Genomic DNA, 14,894 nt, shown 5'->3' on the forward strand with positions numbered 1-14,894 from the left:
TGGCGTTCAATGGGCCGCCGCTGCACGTCAGTTGGGAAGATGTGCAGACGCGGGCCGCCGCGCTGCAGGCCTCGCTCAAGCTGCCGACCAAGGGCTGGGCCGACGGTTTGCGCAGTGCCAACGCCGGCCAGGAAGACGCGCTGTCGATCTGATCGGTGCTGCGCGCCGTCCCATGCAAAACGCCCCGATTTGCGGGGCGTTTGCTTTTGTTTGGAGGCGCACTCAGGCGGCGTCGCCCATGCCTGGCATTTGATCGATGAAGCCGGTCACCGCCTGCATGCGGCCACCTTCAAGGCGCACGAAGTCGGTGCCCTTGACCAGCGCCTGTCCATCGGGGCCGAGCGTCCATCGGAAGCGGATCGTGTCCTGCACCACATCCGCGCCGCCGTCGCGCGCAAAGCGGAAACCCGGGAACTTGGCCTGCACGCCCGCAATGAGCGCCTCGATGCCGTCATGGCCGGCGCCCTGCATCAGCGGATCGACATACGTGGCGCTCTCAGTCCAGGTTTGCGCGACGAGCGCGCGGCGTTGCGCAGCGTCTGTTGCGTTCCATGCGGCGATGTAACGGTCGACCAGCGTATCGGCGAGCGTGTCGTTGGCGGCGAGTTGGGTGGATGTCATGACGTTTCTCCGTTCGAAGTGGGGCGCTTGCCCAGCGCGGTGACGGATCATGCGCTGGATGGCTTCATCTTCGGCGCCACCGTGGATGGTGTCGATTACGCGTCAGGTAATCGCCGCGTCCATGCCCGGAGAAACGAGAGGAGGCGCGTTACTTGGATAACAACCGCATCGCCGATTCCAACCCGGCAATCGTCACCGGATACATCCGCGTCTTAACGATCTGATTGATGACCGAGATGGACTGGCGGTACTCCCACAGGCCCTCCGGCTCGGGGTTGAGCCAGACGAACTTCGGGAACTGTTCGATCAGGCGCTTGAGCCACGTGGCGCCCGCTTCGGCGTTGTTGTATTCGACCGAGCCGCCCGCCTGCAGGATTTCGTACGGGCTCATGGTCGCATCGCCCACGAAGATCAGTTTGTAGTCGGGCGGGTATTTGCGGATAACGTCCCAGGTGGAGAACCGCTCCGCATGACGGCGGCGGTTGTTCTTCCACAGCCATTCGTAGACGCAGTTGTGGAAGTAGTAATACTCGAGGTGCTTGAACTCGGTTTTGGCGGCGGAGAAGAGTTCTTCCACGCGCTTGATGTGGTCGTCCATCGAGCCGCCCACGTCCATCAGCATCAGCACCTTGACGTTGTTGTGCCGCTCGGGGCGCATCTTGATATCGAGCAGGCCGGCGTTGGCGGCGGTGGAGTGGATGGTGTCGTCCAAGTCCAGCTCGATGTCGGCGCCATCACGGGCGAACTTGCGCAGGCGGCGCAGCGCGACCTTGATGTTGCGGGTGCCGAGTTCGACGGTGTCGTCGTAGTCCCGATACGCGCGCGCTTCCCACACCTTGACCGCCGTGCGGTTGCCCTTGGACGGCCCGCCGATGCGGATGCCCTCTGGGTTGTAGCCGCCATGCCCGAACGGCGAGGTGCCGCCGGTGCCGATCCACTTGTTGCCGCCTTCGTGGCGCTCGTGTTGCTCGCCCAGCAGCTCCTTCAGGCGCTCCATCAGCTTGTCGAGGCCGCCCATGGCCTCGATCTTGGCTTTTTCTTCGGGCGTCAATTCACGCTCGAGCTTCTTGGTCAGCCAGTCCAGCGGAATGTCCGCGCGCCAGTCGACCGCGCCTTCCACGCCCTTGAAGTAGGCGCCGAAAGCCTGGTCGAACTTGTCGTAGTGCTTCTCGTCCTTCACCAGCGTCATGCGGGAGAGGAAGTAGAACTCGTCGAGCGACGGCGCGATGACCTGCTGCTTGAGCCCTTCGAGCAGCGTCAGGTATTCCTTAACCGAGACCGGCAGCTTGGCGTGCCGCAGGGTGAAGAAGAAATCGATCAGCATGGCGGTCTCCTGCGCTTCAATCGCGCGGCTGCTCCAGCTTGTATTGCAGGTGGCGTTTCACCGTCAGCCACTCGGATTCGATGATGGAGAACACCACCGTGTCGCGGAAGCTGCCGTCCGGCATGCGCTGGTGATTGCGCAGCACGCCGTCCTGCTTGGCGCCCAGGCGGGCGATGGCGGCGCGGCTCTGGTGGTTCATCCAGTGCGTGCGGAACTCCACCGCAATGCAGCCCAGCGTCTCGAACGCGTGCGTGAGCAGCAACAGCTTGCATTCGGTGTTGACGGCGGTGCGCTGCACGGATTTCGCGTACCACGTGTGGCCGATCTCCAGCCGCTTGTTGGCCGCATCCACATTGAACAGACGCGTGGAGCCGACCACCTTGCCGGGCTTTCCGTCGTGCACGTCGCGGATCACGAAGGGCATGGCGTCCAGCCGCTCGCGCATGTCGAGGGCGATGTCGAGCCAGGCGCCAGTCTTCTCCGGCGACGGCACCGAGGTGTACCAGAGCTTCCACAGCTCGCCGTCCGCGGCGGCGGCGCGCACCTCGTCTTCGTGCTCGCGGCCCAGCGGCTCCAGCCAGGCGTGCTGCCCGGACAGGGTGACGGGTTCGATGAAACGCGACATAGACCGGCCTCGCTCAGCGGTTGGCGCGGTTCATGAACACGAGGCGCTCGAACAGGTGCACGTCCTGCTCGTTCTTGAGCAGCGCGCCGTGCAGCGGCGGGATGGCGGCGTTCTTGTCCTGGCTGCGCAGCGTCTCGGGCGGGATGTCCTCGGCCAGCAGCAGCTTGAGCCAGTCGATCAGTTCGGAAGTGGACGGCTTCTTCTTCAGGCCCGGCAGGTTGCGCATCTCGTAGAACGCATCGAGCGCGGCGGTGATCAGTGCCGGCTTGATGCCGGGATAGTGCACGTCGACGATCGCCTGCATCGTCTGCGCATCCGGAAACTTGATGTAGTGGAAGAAGCAGCGGCGCAGGAAGGCGTCCGGCAGCTCCTTCTCGTTGTTCGACGTGATGATCACCAGCGGCCGGTGCTTCGCACGGATGGTCTCGCGCGTCTCGTACACGTAGAACTCCATGCGATCGAGCTCGCGCAGCAGGTCGTTGGGGAATTCGATGTCGGCCTTGTCGATCTCGTCGATCAGCAGCACGACTTGCTGGTCGGCCTCGAAGGCCTGCCACAGCACGCCCTTGACGATGTAGTTGCGGATGTCGTGGACCTTGTCGTCGCCCAGTTGCGAGTCGCGCAGGCGCGAGACGGCGTCGTATTCATACAGGCCCTGCTGCGCCTTGGTGGTCGATTTCACGTGCCACTGCAGCAGCGGCATGCCCAGCGCGGCAGCCACTTCCTCGGCCAGCATGGTCTTGCCCGTGCCCGGCTCGCCCTTGATCAGCAGCGGGCGCTGCAGCGTCATGGCGGCGTTGACGGCGAGCTTGAGGTCGTCGGTGGCAACGTACTGCTCGGAGCCTTCGAAGCGGGCGGCCCGGGCGGCCCCGTTGGACGTCGTGGTGGGATTCATCGGGAAAGCCTACTGGACGGTAAATGGAATCGGAAACGGCCAGTATAAGAGAGTTTGGGCGTTTGACGCCGGGCGTACACGGGGGCGTTCGGCCGCCCGACGCTGGGGCATTGGCCCCTGTCAAGTCACGGGACCCCTAACTGGACTGAAAAAAAATCCGTGCGGTACAATGCGCCGGTTTGACGCACCTCAAACGACCGTCTTATGGCCTCTTGCAAGTAGCGCCAGCAGCCGGTGAAGGCGCCCTAGAGAGACAGCCGGCCGATGGTAGAGCGGGCGGGGCGAGCAGGATTCTGAACTCCACGCTTAAGAACGATGAAAAAGATCCTCACCATGGTGGCATTGGGCGCGTTGGCTGCGTCGGCGTTTGCCGCCGACATCCAGGGCAATGCCGACGCCGCCAAGACCAAGGTTGCGATGTGCGTCGGGTGCCATGCCATCCCCGACTACAAGGCGTCATTCCCCGAGGTGTATCGCGTGCCCTACCTGGGCGGCCAGAACGCCAAGTACATCGAAAGCGCGTTGCACGCCTACCAGAAGGGCGACCGCAAGCACCCGACCATGCGTGCCATCGCCGGGTCGCTCACCGACCAGGACATCGCCGATCTCGCCGCGTACTACTCGGCGCAGACCGCCGCCACGCCCAACAACCCCCTGAAGTGACGAGGACGAATATGAAGAAGATCTCGCTCGGTCTGGGCGCGTTGGTGCTGGGCGCTGCCGTCTCGGTTCAGGCGGCTGATTTGGAGAAGGGCAAGCAGCTGGTGGAGAAGGGCGGTTGCGTGGCCTGCCACGGCGCTGGCCTGAATGCCCCGATCTCGCCGGACTACCCGAAGCTCGCCGGCCAGCACGGCGACTACATCTACCACGCGCTGCTGGCCTACCAGACCAGCAACAACCCGCTGATGGGTCGCAGCAATGCCATCATGGCCGGCCAGGTGAACGCCAACCCGGCCACCGCCGGCGCCGACGGCAAGCCGCGTCCGTTCACGCAGGCGGAACTCAAGGACATCGCCGCCTACGTCGAGTCGCTGCCCGGCTCGCTGGTGCAGAAGAAGTAAGCTGCCTGCGCAGGCAAAAGAAAACCGCTCCTCGGAGCGGTTTTTTATTGGGCAGATGGTGGCGGAACGTTAGCGGGCAGTAGCGCGCTTGCGCACGCATTCGATATACGCCTCGCCGTCTGGCGGCAGACCGGTGCGTTGGGCCGTCCACAGCATCTGGCCGAGGCATTCCATCACCTGATGCTGCGCCTCGTGCGGCGAATCGAGCCGCTGGGCCAGCGCCTCGTACGCGGCGCGGATGCCGCGCGGCTGGTCCACCGACACCTGCTCGCTGATCGACAGGTGCATCGACAGGTGCAGGAACGGGTTGCTCTGGCCGCTCTCGGGCGTGTAGTCACGGGCGAGGGCCTCGTCGCCGGCGTCCAGGGTGTCGTGGTATTCGGGATGCTGCTGCATCCAGTCGACCGCCATGGCTTCGAGCGGCGTGAGGATTTCAGCCTGGCGATGCTTGCGCCAGGCGCCGCAGAAAAACTGGCGAACTTCGTCGCGGGTGGGATTGAACATGATCCCGCGATTGTACCGGCATGGCCGCCTGCCCGTTGCCGGCCCCGGGCGGCGCCAACGCTACAATGGCCGCCTCCTTTTCCCAAGACGGCGATCCATCGCCGCATTCCATGAGACAGCCCGCCGCTCAAGCCAGCCTGACCGCACGTGCCGCCGACAAACTTCTTGGCGTGCTGCTGATCGCCATTTCCGCCGCGTCGTTCGGCGCCATGGCGATCTTCACCCACTACGCCTATGCCTCCGGCGCCAACGTGATCGGCCTGCTGGCGGTGCGCTTCAGCCTGGCTGCCGTGGCGCTGATGGTGGTGATGCGGGTGCGCCGGATCGGCATCCCGCCGTGGTCGCGGGTGGCGGGGCTGGCGGCCATGGGCGGGATCGGCTATGCGGGCCAGTCGTTCACGTTCTTCACGGCCCTGAACTACGCACCGGCAAGCCTGGTGGCGTTGCTCCTGTATCTGTATCCGATGTTCGTGACGGTGCTGGCCGCCGTGTTTCTGCATGAACGTCTGACGCCCGCGGCGCTGGTGGCGCTGGTGCTGTGCTCGGTCGGCGCCGGGCTGACCGTGGGCGGGGCAGGCCTGTCGGGCGGCAGTGCGCTCGGTGTGCTGCTGGGCGTATCGTCGGCGGTGATCTATTCGATCTACATCACGGTGGGCGCGCGCGTCACGCGCGGAGTCGATCCGCTGGCGTGCACGACGGTGATCTGCACGGCGGCAGCGGTGGTCTACGCGGGCATGGCTGTGGCCGGCGTGCCGGCGCAGTTCCCGGGCACGGTTGCCGGCTGGGCCGCCTCGCTGGCGATTGCTGGCCTGTCGACCGTGGTGGCCATCCTGGCCTTCTTCGCCGGCCTGCAGAAGCTGGGGGCGGCGCAGGCGTCGATGCTGTCCACGCTGGAGCCGGTGGTGACCGTGGTGCTGGCCGCGTTGCTGCTGGGCGAGTCGATCGGCACCACGCAGATGATCGGCGGGGCGCTGATCCTGGCGGGCGTGCTGTGGCTCACGCGTGCCGACGCGAAGCCTGCGGGGCATCGCGCAGACGACATGGCCTGAGCGGCCGCCCCAAATGAAAACTGCCCGGCGCGAACCGGGCAGGTTGTCATTCCACTTTCAGGCGATTACTTCTTCGGCCCACCGGGCGGGCGCTGCAGGCTCTGCACCCGCATCAGGGCCGCACGGTTCGCCATCACGCCATCGTAGAACGAGGCGAGGTCGCCCTTCATCGCCGTACGCGACGCATCGTTCAGATAGATCATGTGGCCCGACGGGTAGTTCTTGATCGTCAGGTTCTTCGCCTTGATGGTCGGATCGAGCGGCATTTGCTGCAGCGTCAGCTCGGTCTGGTGGAACGGCGTCACCGCATCGTAGTAGCCGTTGGCCGACAGCACCTTCAGGTCCGGGTTCAGGCTCATCGTCGAGGCCAGGTCGCCCGCCGTGTACAGCGTGTTGCCGCCGCCTCGGTTCGCGCCCGTTGGGTCGGTATGGCTGAAGTCCCAGTTGTTGAAGACCAGGTCGTTCAGGTCAAGGAACGACGACGTCGACGTGTACTTCAACTCGGTATTCAGGTAGTTGTTCCACAACACCGTGTACGCCCCGCTGACGTTGTTGATCGACGGATCGTTGCCGCCCGAGTTCGGGTTGATGAACGGCGCGATGCCCAGACCCGTGTAGTTCGCGCGACCGTCGTACTGGCCGATCTGGATGCCCGGCACCAGCGACAGGAAGAACGTGAGCGGCGGGTTGTTGTTTTGCGACGGCACGTTGCCGAGCGCCGCCGGGTTGCCGAAGGTCTGGATCAGCGCGAGCGGATCGGTGCCGATGTACGAGCCCATCTGCTGCGCGGCGGACAGGTTCAGGTTCAGGCGCACGTTGACCAGGCCGCCGTCCTGCGGGTTGGGCGCCTGGGCGAGCGGTGCGAGCGTGTTGTCCGCGTAGTTGCGCGCTTGTGCCATGTAGCTGTCGAGGTCGGTCGGCTGCGGATTGAGCGTCGTCTTCTTCCAGTAGAACGCGTCGGCGGCGAGCGTCGGGAATGTGCCGGTGGCGGCGAGCGCATTCGAGTAGTCAAGGATCGACGATTGCAGCACGATCCCGTTCAGCTCGATGCCGTCCTCATGCAGCTTCCACGACGTCACCGCGCTGCGTGGCGTCCCGTACGATTCGCCAAACAGGAACTTCGGCGAATCCCAGCGCGAGTACTTGGTCAGGTAGCGCTGGATGAAGCGGTCGATCGACTTGGCGTCCTGGTCCACGCCCCAGAAGTCCTTGTTCTTGGCGGGGGAGATTGCCGCCGAGTAGCCGGTGCCGACCGGGTTGATGAACACGAGGTCGGAGCGGTCGAGCAGGCTGTCCGGGTTGTCGAGCAGCTTGTACGGCGCGGGCGGCGTGAAGTTCGGGAACGATGACTGCAGGCGCCTCGGCCCGAACGAGCCAAGCAGTAGGTAGACCGACGACGAACCGGGGCCGCCGTTGTAGAAGAAGGTCACGGGGCGCGGCTTCGACGGATCGGGATTGTCCTGCGTGTAGGCCACGTAGAACATTTTCGCGTTGGGCTGCGATGTGACGGGGTCGATCGTCGTCAGGTGGCCGGCAGTGGCCGTGTAGCTGACGCTCTGGCCGTTGACCGTCACCTTGTGGTGGGTCACGGCGGCCGTCTCATCGATATTGTTGGGCGGCAGGGCGTCGTTGGGGCCGGTGCCGTAGATGGTGTTGTCGACCAGCGGCTGGTCCGCGGCCGTCACCGGCTGGGTGGTCGCCGCGCCGGCGTTGGCGGCCAGGCCTCCCGAGCTGGCCGTGGGCGAATCATCGCCGCCGCAGCCGGCCAGCAGCACGGCCGACAGCGCCGCCGCCGCAAGCGCGGCCCCGAGGGTTTTGGGGTGTCCTGCAAAATCGCTGGTCAAAAACCTGGATTTCTTCATGACGATAATGACCCTTCTTCAAGGTGATAAACGCCGTCGCCTAAAACGCAGGGTTTTAAGCGAGGCTCCATATTCGGATCGCGTTTTGTAATTTGTGGAAAGCGCAAGCCGAATATTTCCATTCCTGCTTGTGGCAGGCGTAATTACTACAAAATCAATTCAGAAGATAAAGCGATCCCCTGGAGGCGCGTGGCTTCCAATTGAACAGGCGTGGTTGGCAAGAACGGCCGTGGCTAGGCGTTTGCGCCAGGGTGGCACGCGCGCCGAAAAACGCAGGCGCGCATGTCTGCAACGCGCTTCGAAGGGTTTCGAAGTGCGTGTGGCGTGATGCATTGGCCCGCCGTTAAATCAATGTCGAGAAAAGTAGTTCGTCAGGAAGCGGATGTAAAGTCCGTTTTTCTGTAGTTTGTTTTGGGTGATTAAAGCGATATCGATTTAAATCGCCTTGCGTGATAAGCGCCATTGAACGCGCGCTGACGTGCCGTTGCTACCGTTGTGGCCAGGGTGGTGTCGCGGCAAGGTAGCGATCGGTGCCGGGGCAGGCAGGCACCGCCTGACGGAAACGTCGAGCGGCCTTACAATGCGCTCCTTGCCTTTATTCTGGAGCACGCAGCAATGCCCACGCTTGAACCGTCCGCACTGGACCAACTGTTCCACGAAGCCCGCACCCACAGCGTGTGGCTGGACAAGCCGGTCGATGACGAACTGCTGAACACGCTGTACGACACCGTCAAATACGGCCCGACCGCCGCCAACAGCACGCCGGCCCGCTTCGTGTTCGTCAAGAGCGCGGCTGCTAAGGAACGCCTGGTCCCGTGCATGTCGGCCGGCAACCAGGAGAAGACGCGCCAGGCGCCTGTGACCGTCATCGTGGCGTATGACACGCAATTCCATGAGCAGCTGCCCAAGCTGTTCCCGCACGTCGATGCGCGCTCGTGGTACGCCGGCGACCAGGCCAAGATCAACGCCGCCGCGCTGATGAACAGCTCGCTGCAGGGCGGCTACCTGGTGATCGCAGCCCGCGCGCTGGGCCTGGATTGCGGCCCGATGGCCGGCTTCGATGCCAACAAGGTGAACGAGACGTTCTTCGCGGACGGCCAGTGGAAGGCCAACTTCATCATCAACATCGGCTATGGCGACGCGGACAAGCTGCATCCGCGCAACCCGCGCCTGTCGTTCGAAGAGGCTTGCAAGATCCTCTGATCGCTCAAGCGTGCGATCAACTGTCAGGCCCCTGTGCGCAATCGCAGGGGCTTTTTTACTGGATAGACAGTGCGTCCATCAGTGCACGCAGCAGTTTCGCGCCATCGCCATGCCACGCGCTGCCGTGCATGCACGCGAGGGTGGCCGGCTCGGCGGAGACCAGCTTTTCAAACAGCGGCCGAGCATTCATGGTGTGCGAGTAGTAATCCAACTGATGCCGGAAAGCCTCGCTTGGCCCCAGAATATCCGACTCGGTCAGAGGCGGCAGGTCCGCGCCCGGCTGGGTGAAGAGGTCACCGCAGAGCAAGGTGCGCGTGCTTTCCTCCACCAGGAATCCGCATTCCCAAGCATGTGGGAGATGCGGGGTATCGAGCCAGCGAACGCGATGTGTCCCCAGGGAAACCACTTCTCCGTCGGTAAGTGCCCTGGGTGCCCGGTCCGCAAGATCCCCGATCGACACCAGCGCGGCGACCGTGCCGCACAATGGCAAGGACTGGGGCGCAACACTCAACCATTCGTTGAGCGAACCACACTCGTCGGCTTCGACGTGAGAGAGGGCGACATAGCGAAGCTGATCGACCGGCAACACACTAGCGACGGCTTCCCGAACGAGCGGGAACATCTTGCGCGGGCCGGTATGAAACAGCAGCGGCGCATCGTCCGCGATGAGGTACTGGTTGAACGAGAAGCCGCCCGCCCCTGGAATCTGGACTGGCGTGTTGATACGGTAGATGCCGTCGGCAACCTCGCACACATTCGTTCCCGACAGTCGGTTCGTGATTGCCATTCGCCACCCCCGAGGTCTGAAGCAAGGATTGTGGCCAGTATAGGCAGCACGGTGACGCGGTGAGGGCGTTCGGGAACCTGCAAGTCGCCTCGAGCAGTAGGCGCCTTTGCCCGCTGCTCAAATAGGGGACGGCGAATCCGCAGCGCTTATTCCTGCGGCGCCGGCGTCTTTGGCTTGAACTCGCACAGCGGCTCGATCGCGCAGTGCCAGCATTCGGGCTTGCGCGCCTTGCAGACGTAGCGCCCGTGCAGGATCAGCCAGTGGTGCGCGTCCTGGCGAAACTCCTCCGGCACCACCTTCAAGAGCTTCAGCTCGACTTCCAGCACGTTCTTGCCCGGCGCCAGCCCGGTGCGATTGGCCACGCGAAAGATATGCGTATCCACCGCGATGGTCGGCTCGCCGAAGGCCGTGTTCATCACCACGTTGGCCGTCTTGCGGCCCACGCCCGGCAGCGCTTCCAGCGCGGCGCGGTCGCGCGGCACCTGCCCGCCGTACTGGTCGAGCAGGATGCGGCAGGTCTGCAGAATGTGCTTGCCCTTGGTGCGGTACAGGCCGATGGTCTTGATGTATTCGGTCAGCCCTGCCTCGCCCAGCGCCAGCATCTTGGCCGGCGTATCGGCCACCGGAAACAGCTTGCGCGTGGCCTTGTTCACGCCCACGTCGGTCGCCTGGGCGGAGAGCAGCACCGCGATCAGCAGCTCGAACGGCGTGGTGTATTCCAGCTCGGTGGTCGGCGTCGGGTTGTTCTCGCGCAGGGTCTCGAAGATGGCGCGGCGCTTGGCGGGGTTCATCGGCGGGGCGTCAGGGTTGGTCGGCGTCGGGTTTGGCGTTGGAGTCGGCCAGATCGGCGATGCGCTTGCGGCGGGCTTCGGCCTCGTCGATCTGGGCCTGTACGTCGGCCGAGACGTTGGTGACGTTGCGCGGACCTTGCCCATGAGCGGCCATCTCGGCCTGTTTCTGGCGGGCGCGCTCGATGGCGGCGGCGATGATCGCTTTCTTGCGGTCCTGCGCGGCGCGTTCGGCGTCATCGGCGGGCTGCTCGGCGCTCACGGCCGCCAGTTTGGCGGCGGCCTTGGCGGCCAGGCGCGCTTCGTTCTCGGTTTTCTCGCGTGCGAGGCGTGCGTTGCGGAAGACGTAGCGGTCGCGGGCGAGATCGGCCTGCGGTTGGCTCCAGGCGTCCCAGCCGGTGCGCTCGCCGGTGGTCGGGACCATGTCGATGCAGTCGACCGGGCAGGGCGCGACGCATAGGTCGCAACCGGTGCACCAGTCCTCCAGCACCACGTGCATCGCCTTGGGTGCGCCGACGATGGCATCGACCGGGCAGGCCTGGATGCACAGCGTGCAGCCGATGCAGCGTTCCGGGTCGATCACGGCCACGGCGCGGGGGTGCTCAACACCGTTGGCGGGGTCCAGCGCCAGCAACGGGCCCGCAGTGTCGCGGCGCTGGCCGAGCGCCTCGGACAGGCGGCGGATGCCCTCCACGCCGCCGGGCGGGCAGCGGTTGGGCAGCGCTTCACCGCGCTCCATCGCCTCGGCGTAGGGGCGGCAGCCGTTGTAGCCGCACTTGGTGCATTGCGTCTGCGGCAGGAGGTCTTCGAGCCGGTCGGCGAGGGACGGGGCCAAGGAAACCACGATGGTAGGGTCTGTTGACATCTAAAACGTGCGCACGTTGGCCCGAGCGGGGGCCAGATGCGCGAAGGACGCCGCCGCAAAGGGTCATTCCCTTTGCAAGGCGCGCCGACAAGGCAGATGGCCCCCGCTCGGGCCAACCCGGAGGGCAAGGGACAGATGGGCCGCATGGCGTTGTTGTGATCGGCTTGCTTGGCAGACCCAAGCGGCGCCGCCCACGCCTAGCCCTGCGGCCCGTCTGTCCCTTGCGTGCGTACGTTTTAGGTGTCAACAGACCCTAATCGGTTGAATAGCTTGCCATTATCGCCGATTTGCCGCGTGCGCAAGCGGTGCATGCCCTGACCATGCCTGCGGCGGAGCGTCCTTGACCCTATGACATAATCCGTTGGTTCTAACGGATCTCCGCTCCATGCCGTCTTCTCCCGCCGCGCCGCTCGCAGACATCGACTTGCCTGCCGATGCCACCCAGGGCGGTTCTGGCGCGCCGCGCGCACGTCGCGACCCTGCCGGCACGCGCCGCCGCATCCTGAGCGCGGCCATCGAGGAGTTCTCGCGCGGCGGTTTTGCCGGCGCGCGCGTGGACGCCATCGCCCGCCGTGCCGAGACCAACGAGCGCATGCTGTACTACTACTACGGCAGCAAGGAGAAGCTCTTCCTGGCGGTGCTCGAGCACATGTACTTCCGCTTCAAGGAGGCCGAAGAGCAGGTGCAGATCGCGTCGACCGACCCGCGCGAGGCGGTCACCCAGCTCGCCCGCTTCGTCTGGGATTTCTATTACGAGAACCCCGAGTTCATTCGCCTGCTCAACAGCGAGAACCTGCACGAGGCACGGCACCTGAAGACGTCGCCGCACCTGGCGCAACTGGTCAATCCGGTCATCGAGATGCTGCGCGGCGTGGTTGGGCGTGGGCAGCGCGCGGGCATGTTCCGGGATGACGTCGACGTGTCGCGGCTGTATCTGACCATCTCGGCGTTGGGCTACTACGTGCTGTCCAACCGCTACACGATCAGCGCGGTGGTCGGCCGCGACATTGCCTCGGCGGATGAGCACGAAGCGTTCGCGCAACTGCATATCCAGATGCTGCTGTCGTACCTGGAGCGGCCGGCGGCCTGAGTTGACGTCGCAATAAAAAAAGCCTCGCGACTAGCGAGGCTTTTTTGTTTGGCGCGCCTGGAGTCACGCGACGGCCTTGATGCGCGGCGCGTTCTCCTCGTAGCGGCGGATGAAGTCACGCAACTGCGGATACACGTGTTCGCGCCAGCGGCGGCCCGAGAAGATGCCGTAGTGGCCGCACTTGGGTGCGGTCAGGTGCTGCTTGCGCGTCTTCGGGATGCCGGTGCACAGGTCGTGCGCCGCTTCGGTCTGACCGCTGCCGGAGATGTCGTCCAGTTCGCCCTCGATGGTGAACAGCGCGGTGCCCTTGATGTCCTGCGGGCGCACCGGCTTGCCTTCGATCACCCAGGTGCCGTTGGCGAGATGGAACTCCTGGAACACGTCGCGGATGGTCTCGAGGTAGTAGTCGGCGGCCATGTCGAGCACGGCGTTGTATTCGTCGTAGAAGCGCACGTGCTGTTCGGCGTCTTCGGTGTCACCTTCGATCAGGCTCAGGTAGTAATCGTAGTGCGACGAAACGTGCCGGTCCGGGTTCATTGCCACGAAGCCGGCGTGCTGCAGGAAGCCCGGATAGACGCGGCGGCCGTGGCCCGGGTAATTGGCCGGCACGGTGTAGATCACGTTGGTCTCGAACCAGCTGTGCGACTTGTTGGTCGCCAGCGAGTTGACGGCGGTCGGGCTCTTACGCGCGTCGATCGGGCCGCCCATCATGGTCATGGTGCGCGGGGTCTTCTCGCCATCCGAGGCCATCAGCGAGATGGCGGCCAGCACCGGCACAGTCGGCTGGCACACCGAGATCACATGCAGCTTGTCGGCGCCGATGTGGTTGATGAACTCGCGGATGTAGTTGATGTAGTCCGACAGGTGGAACGCCCCGGCCTCGGCCGGCACCATGCGGGCGTCGATCCAGTCGGTCACGTACACCTTGTGATCCTGCAGCAGCGTGCGCACGGTGTCGCGCAGCAACGTGGAGTGGTGGCCCGACAGCGGGGCGCACACCAGCACCACGGGCTCATCCTTGAGCAGCTTGATGGTTTCCGGATCGTCGGCGTAGCGCTTGAAGCGGATCAGGCGGCAGAACGGCTTCTCGATGATGGTCTGCTCGACGATCGGGATGTCGCGGCCGTTGGACTTGACCGAGCGGATGCCGAACTCCGGCTTCTCATATTCCTTGCCCAGGCGATATAGCAGCTCGTAGCCCGCGGCATAGCGTTGCGAGCCGGGCAGCAGCGACAGCGGGCTCAGTGGGTTGGTGAAGGTCTTGGCGGTGGCTTGGGCCCAGGCCGTCATTGGGCTGAGCAGGGCACGCTGGAATTCGTGGAGCTGGTAAAGCATGGGCAGGACCGATCGGTGGTGGCGAGGGAGCGCAAACGGTTTTCTAAATTATGCACCTGAGGGCATGATACTGCGATGCAGCAGAAACCCTGATACGGAGTGTGAACTCCCTTGTATGATGCGCCCGTGTCAGTCTAGCGAGATGCAACAAAAAAGCGGCCGAAGCCGCTTTTCTTTTTGCAATTGCCCTGCGGGCATGCTGCTTACAGCACGTCGGCGATGGCGTTGACCACGGCGTCGATGTTGTGCGAATTCAACGCAGCCACGCAGATACGGCCGGTCGACACAGCATAGATGCCGTGCTCGTTGCGCAGGCGGTCCACCTGGGCCGAGCTCAGGCCCGAGTACGAGAACATGCCGCGCTGGGCCTTCACGAACGAGAAATCCGTCGCCACACCCTTGGCGGCCAGCTTGTCGACCAGCGCGTTGCGCATCGACTTGATGCGGTCACGCATCTCGCCCAGTTCCTGCTCCCACATCGCGCGCAGTTCAGGGTTGGTCAGCACCGTCGCGACCACCGTGCCACCGTGCGTCGGCGGGTTGGAGTAGTTGGTGCGGATCACGCGCTTGACCTGCGACAGCACGCGGGTCGCTTCGTCCTTGCTGGTGGTGACGATCGACAGCGCGCCGACGCGCTCGCCGTACAGCGAGAACGACTTCGAGAACGAGCTCGACACGAAGAACGACAGGCCGGAGTCGGCAAACAGGCGCACGGCCAGGCCGTCCTGGTCGATGCCGTCGGCGAAGCCCTGGTACGCCATGTCGAGGAATGGGATCAGGCCGCGGGCCTTGATGACTTCCACGACTTGCTTCCACTGCTCGGGCGACAGGTCCACGCCGGTCGGGTTGTGGCAGCAGGCGTGCAGCACGACGATCGTGTTCGGC

At 64.5% G+C, this 14,894-nt stretch carries 16 protein-coding genes and 1 pseudogene; 6 read left to right on the forward strand and 11 right to left on the reverse strand.

Going from position 1 to position 14,894, the window contains the following annotated elements:
• Positions 1-152 (forward strand): annotated as a pseudogene (locus QZ609_RS26795) (spermidine synthase); the annotation flags it as partial.
• 70 nt (positions 153-222) lie between these two features.
• Here the strand turns inward: QZ609_RS26795 and QZ609_RS16525 are convergent.
• The 4 genes from QZ609_RS16525 to QZ609_RS16540 all read right to left on the reverse strand — a co-directional run bounded on the left by QZ609_RS16525 (position 223) and on the right by QZ609_RS16540 (position 3,465).
• Positions 223-621 (reverse strand): nuclear transport factor 2 family protein, encoded by a 399-nt coding sequence (locus QZ609_RS16525; RefSeq protein WP_182594264.1) that lies wholly within the window; start codon positions 619-621, stop codon positions 223-225.
• A 148-nt stretch (positions 622-769) separates the two neighbouring features.
• Complete coding sequence (locus QZ609_RS16530; RefSeq protein ID WP_295497099.1) at positions 770-1,945, reverse strand: VWA domain-containing protein; 1,176 nt, start codon at positions 1,943-1,945, stop codon at positions 770-772.
• A 16-nt stretch (positions 1,946-1,961) separates the two neighbouring features.
• Positions 1,962-2,570 carry a GNAT family protein gene (locus QZ609_RS16535; RefSeq protein ID WP_295497101.1) on the reverse strand — a complete coding sequence of 203 codons (609 nt, stop codon included), beginning with the start codon at positions 2,568-2,570 and terminating at the stop codon, positions 1,962-1,964.
• Positions 2,571-2,583: 13 nt separating this feature from the next.
• On the reverse strand, positions 2,584-3,465 hold the full coding sequence (locus QZ609_RS16540) for a MoxR family ATPase (RefSeq protein WP_295497104.1): 882 nt from the start codon (positions 3,463-3,465) through the stop codon (positions 2,584-2,586).
• A 315-nt stretch (positions 3,466-3,780) separates the two neighbouring features.
• On the opposite strand from QZ609_RS16540, the gene QZ609_RS16545 reads away from it, so the two are divergent.
• Together QZ609_RS16545 and QZ609_RS16550 are read left to right on the forward strand one after the other, a co-directional pair.
• On the forward strand, positions 3,781-4,128 hold the full coding sequence (locus tag QZ609_RS16545) for a cytochrome c (RefSeq protein ID WP_295497105.1): 348 nt from the start codon (positions 3,781-3,783) through the stop codon (positions 4,126-4,128).
• An 11-nt stretch (positions 4,129-4,139) separates the two neighbouring features.
• Positions 4,140-4,526 (forward strand): cytochrome c, encoded by a 387-nt coding sequence (locus tag QZ609_RS16550; RefSeq protein ID WP_295497108.1) that lies wholly within the window; start codon positions 4,140-4,142, stop codon positions 4,524-4,526.
• 69 nt (positions 4,527-4,595) lie between these two features.
• Here QZ609_RS16550 and QZ609_RS16555 read toward each other — a convergent pair whose 3' ends face one another.
• Positions 4,596-5,030, reverse strand: a complete 435-nt coding sequence (locus QZ609_RS16555; RefSeq protein ID WP_295497111.1) for a DUF1841 family protein — start codon at positions 5,028-5,030, stop codon at positions 4,596-4,598.
• Between the two features lie 110 nt (positions 5,031-5,140).
• Here QZ609_RS16555 and QZ609_RS16560 point away from each other — a divergent pair, with 110 nt between their 5' ends.
• On the forward strand, positions 5,141-6,079 hold the full coding sequence (locus QZ609_RS16560; RefSeq protein WP_295497114.1) for a DMT family transporter: 939 nt from the start codon (positions 5,141-5,143) through the stop codon (positions 6,077-6,079).
• A gap of 65 nt (positions 6,080-6,144) precedes the next feature.
• Here QZ609_RS16560 and QZ609_RS16565 read toward each other — a convergent pair whose 3' ends face one another.
• Entirely contained in the window at positions 6,145-7,923 is a 1,779-nt protein-coding gene (locus QZ609_RS16565; protein WP_295497116.1) for a peptidase S1, read from the reverse strand.
• 633 nt (positions 7,924-8,556) lie between these two features.
• Here QZ609_RS16565 and QZ609_RS16570 point away from each other — a divergent pair.
• Positions 8,557-9,144 carry a malonic semialdehyde reductase gene (locus QZ609_RS16570; RefSeq protein WP_295497118.1) on the forward strand — a complete coding sequence of 196 codons (588 nt, stop codon included), beginning with the start codon at positions 8,557-8,559 and terminating at the stop codon, positions 9,142-9,144.
• A gap of 55 nt (positions 9,145-9,199) precedes the next feature.
• Here QZ609_RS16570 and QZ609_RS16575 read toward each other — a convergent pair whose 3' ends face one another.
• The 3 genes from QZ609_RS16575 to rsxB form a co-directional block, all read right to left on the reverse strand.
• Entirely contained in the window at positions 9,200-9,931 is a 732-nt protein-coding gene (locus QZ609_RS16575; RefSeq protein ID WP_295497120.1) for an MBL fold metallo-hydrolase, read from the reverse strand.
• A gap of 146 nt (positions 9,932-10,077) precedes the next feature.
• Complete coding sequence (gene nth, locus QZ609_RS16580; protein ID WP_295497123.1) at positions 10,078-10,722, reverse strand: endonuclease III; 645 nt, start codon at positions 10,720-10,722, stop codon at positions 10,078-10,080.
• A gap of 10 nt (positions 10,723-10,732) precedes the next feature.
• Positions 10,733-11,563 carry an electron transport complex subunit RsxB gene (gene rsxB, locus QZ609_RS16585; RefSeq protein ID WP_295497132.1) on the reverse strand — a complete coding sequence of 277 codons (831 nt, stop codon included), beginning with the start codon at positions 11,561-11,563 and terminating at the stop codon, positions 10,733-10,735.
• Positions 11,564-11,969: 406 nt separating this feature from the next.
• Here rsxB and QZ609_RS16590 point away from each other — a divergent pair, with 406 nt between their 5' ends.
• Positions 11,970-12,674, forward strand: coding sequence for a TetR/AcrR family transcriptional regulator (locus tag QZ609_RS16590; RefSeq protein WP_295497126.1), 705 nt, complete (start codon positions 11,970-11,972; stop codon positions 12,672-12,674).
• Between the two features lie 63 nt (positions 12,675-12,737).
• Here the strand turns inward: QZ609_RS16590 and phaZ are convergent, their stop codons facing one another.
• Together phaZ and QZ609_RS16600 are read right to left on the reverse strand one after the other, a co-directional pair.
• Entirely contained in the window at positions 12,738-14,009 is a 1,272-nt protein-coding gene (gene phaZ / locus QZ609_RS16595) for a polyhydroxyalkanoate depolymerase (RefSeq protein WP_295497128.1), read from the reverse strand.
• A gap of 203 nt (positions 14,010-14,212) precedes the next feature.
• Positions 14,213-14,894: aminotransferase class I/II-fold pyridoxal phosphate-dependent enzyme (locus tag QZ609_RS16600; RefSeq protein WP_295497130.1), on the reverse strand; the 682-nt coding region annotated here is incomplete at its 5' end.

The sequence above is a fragment of the uncultured Ralstonia sp. genome (assembly GCA_913056305.1).
In the GTDB taxonomy this organism is placed as follows: Bacteria; Pseudomonadota; Gammaproteobacteria; order Burkholderiales; family Burkholderiaceae; genus Ralstonia.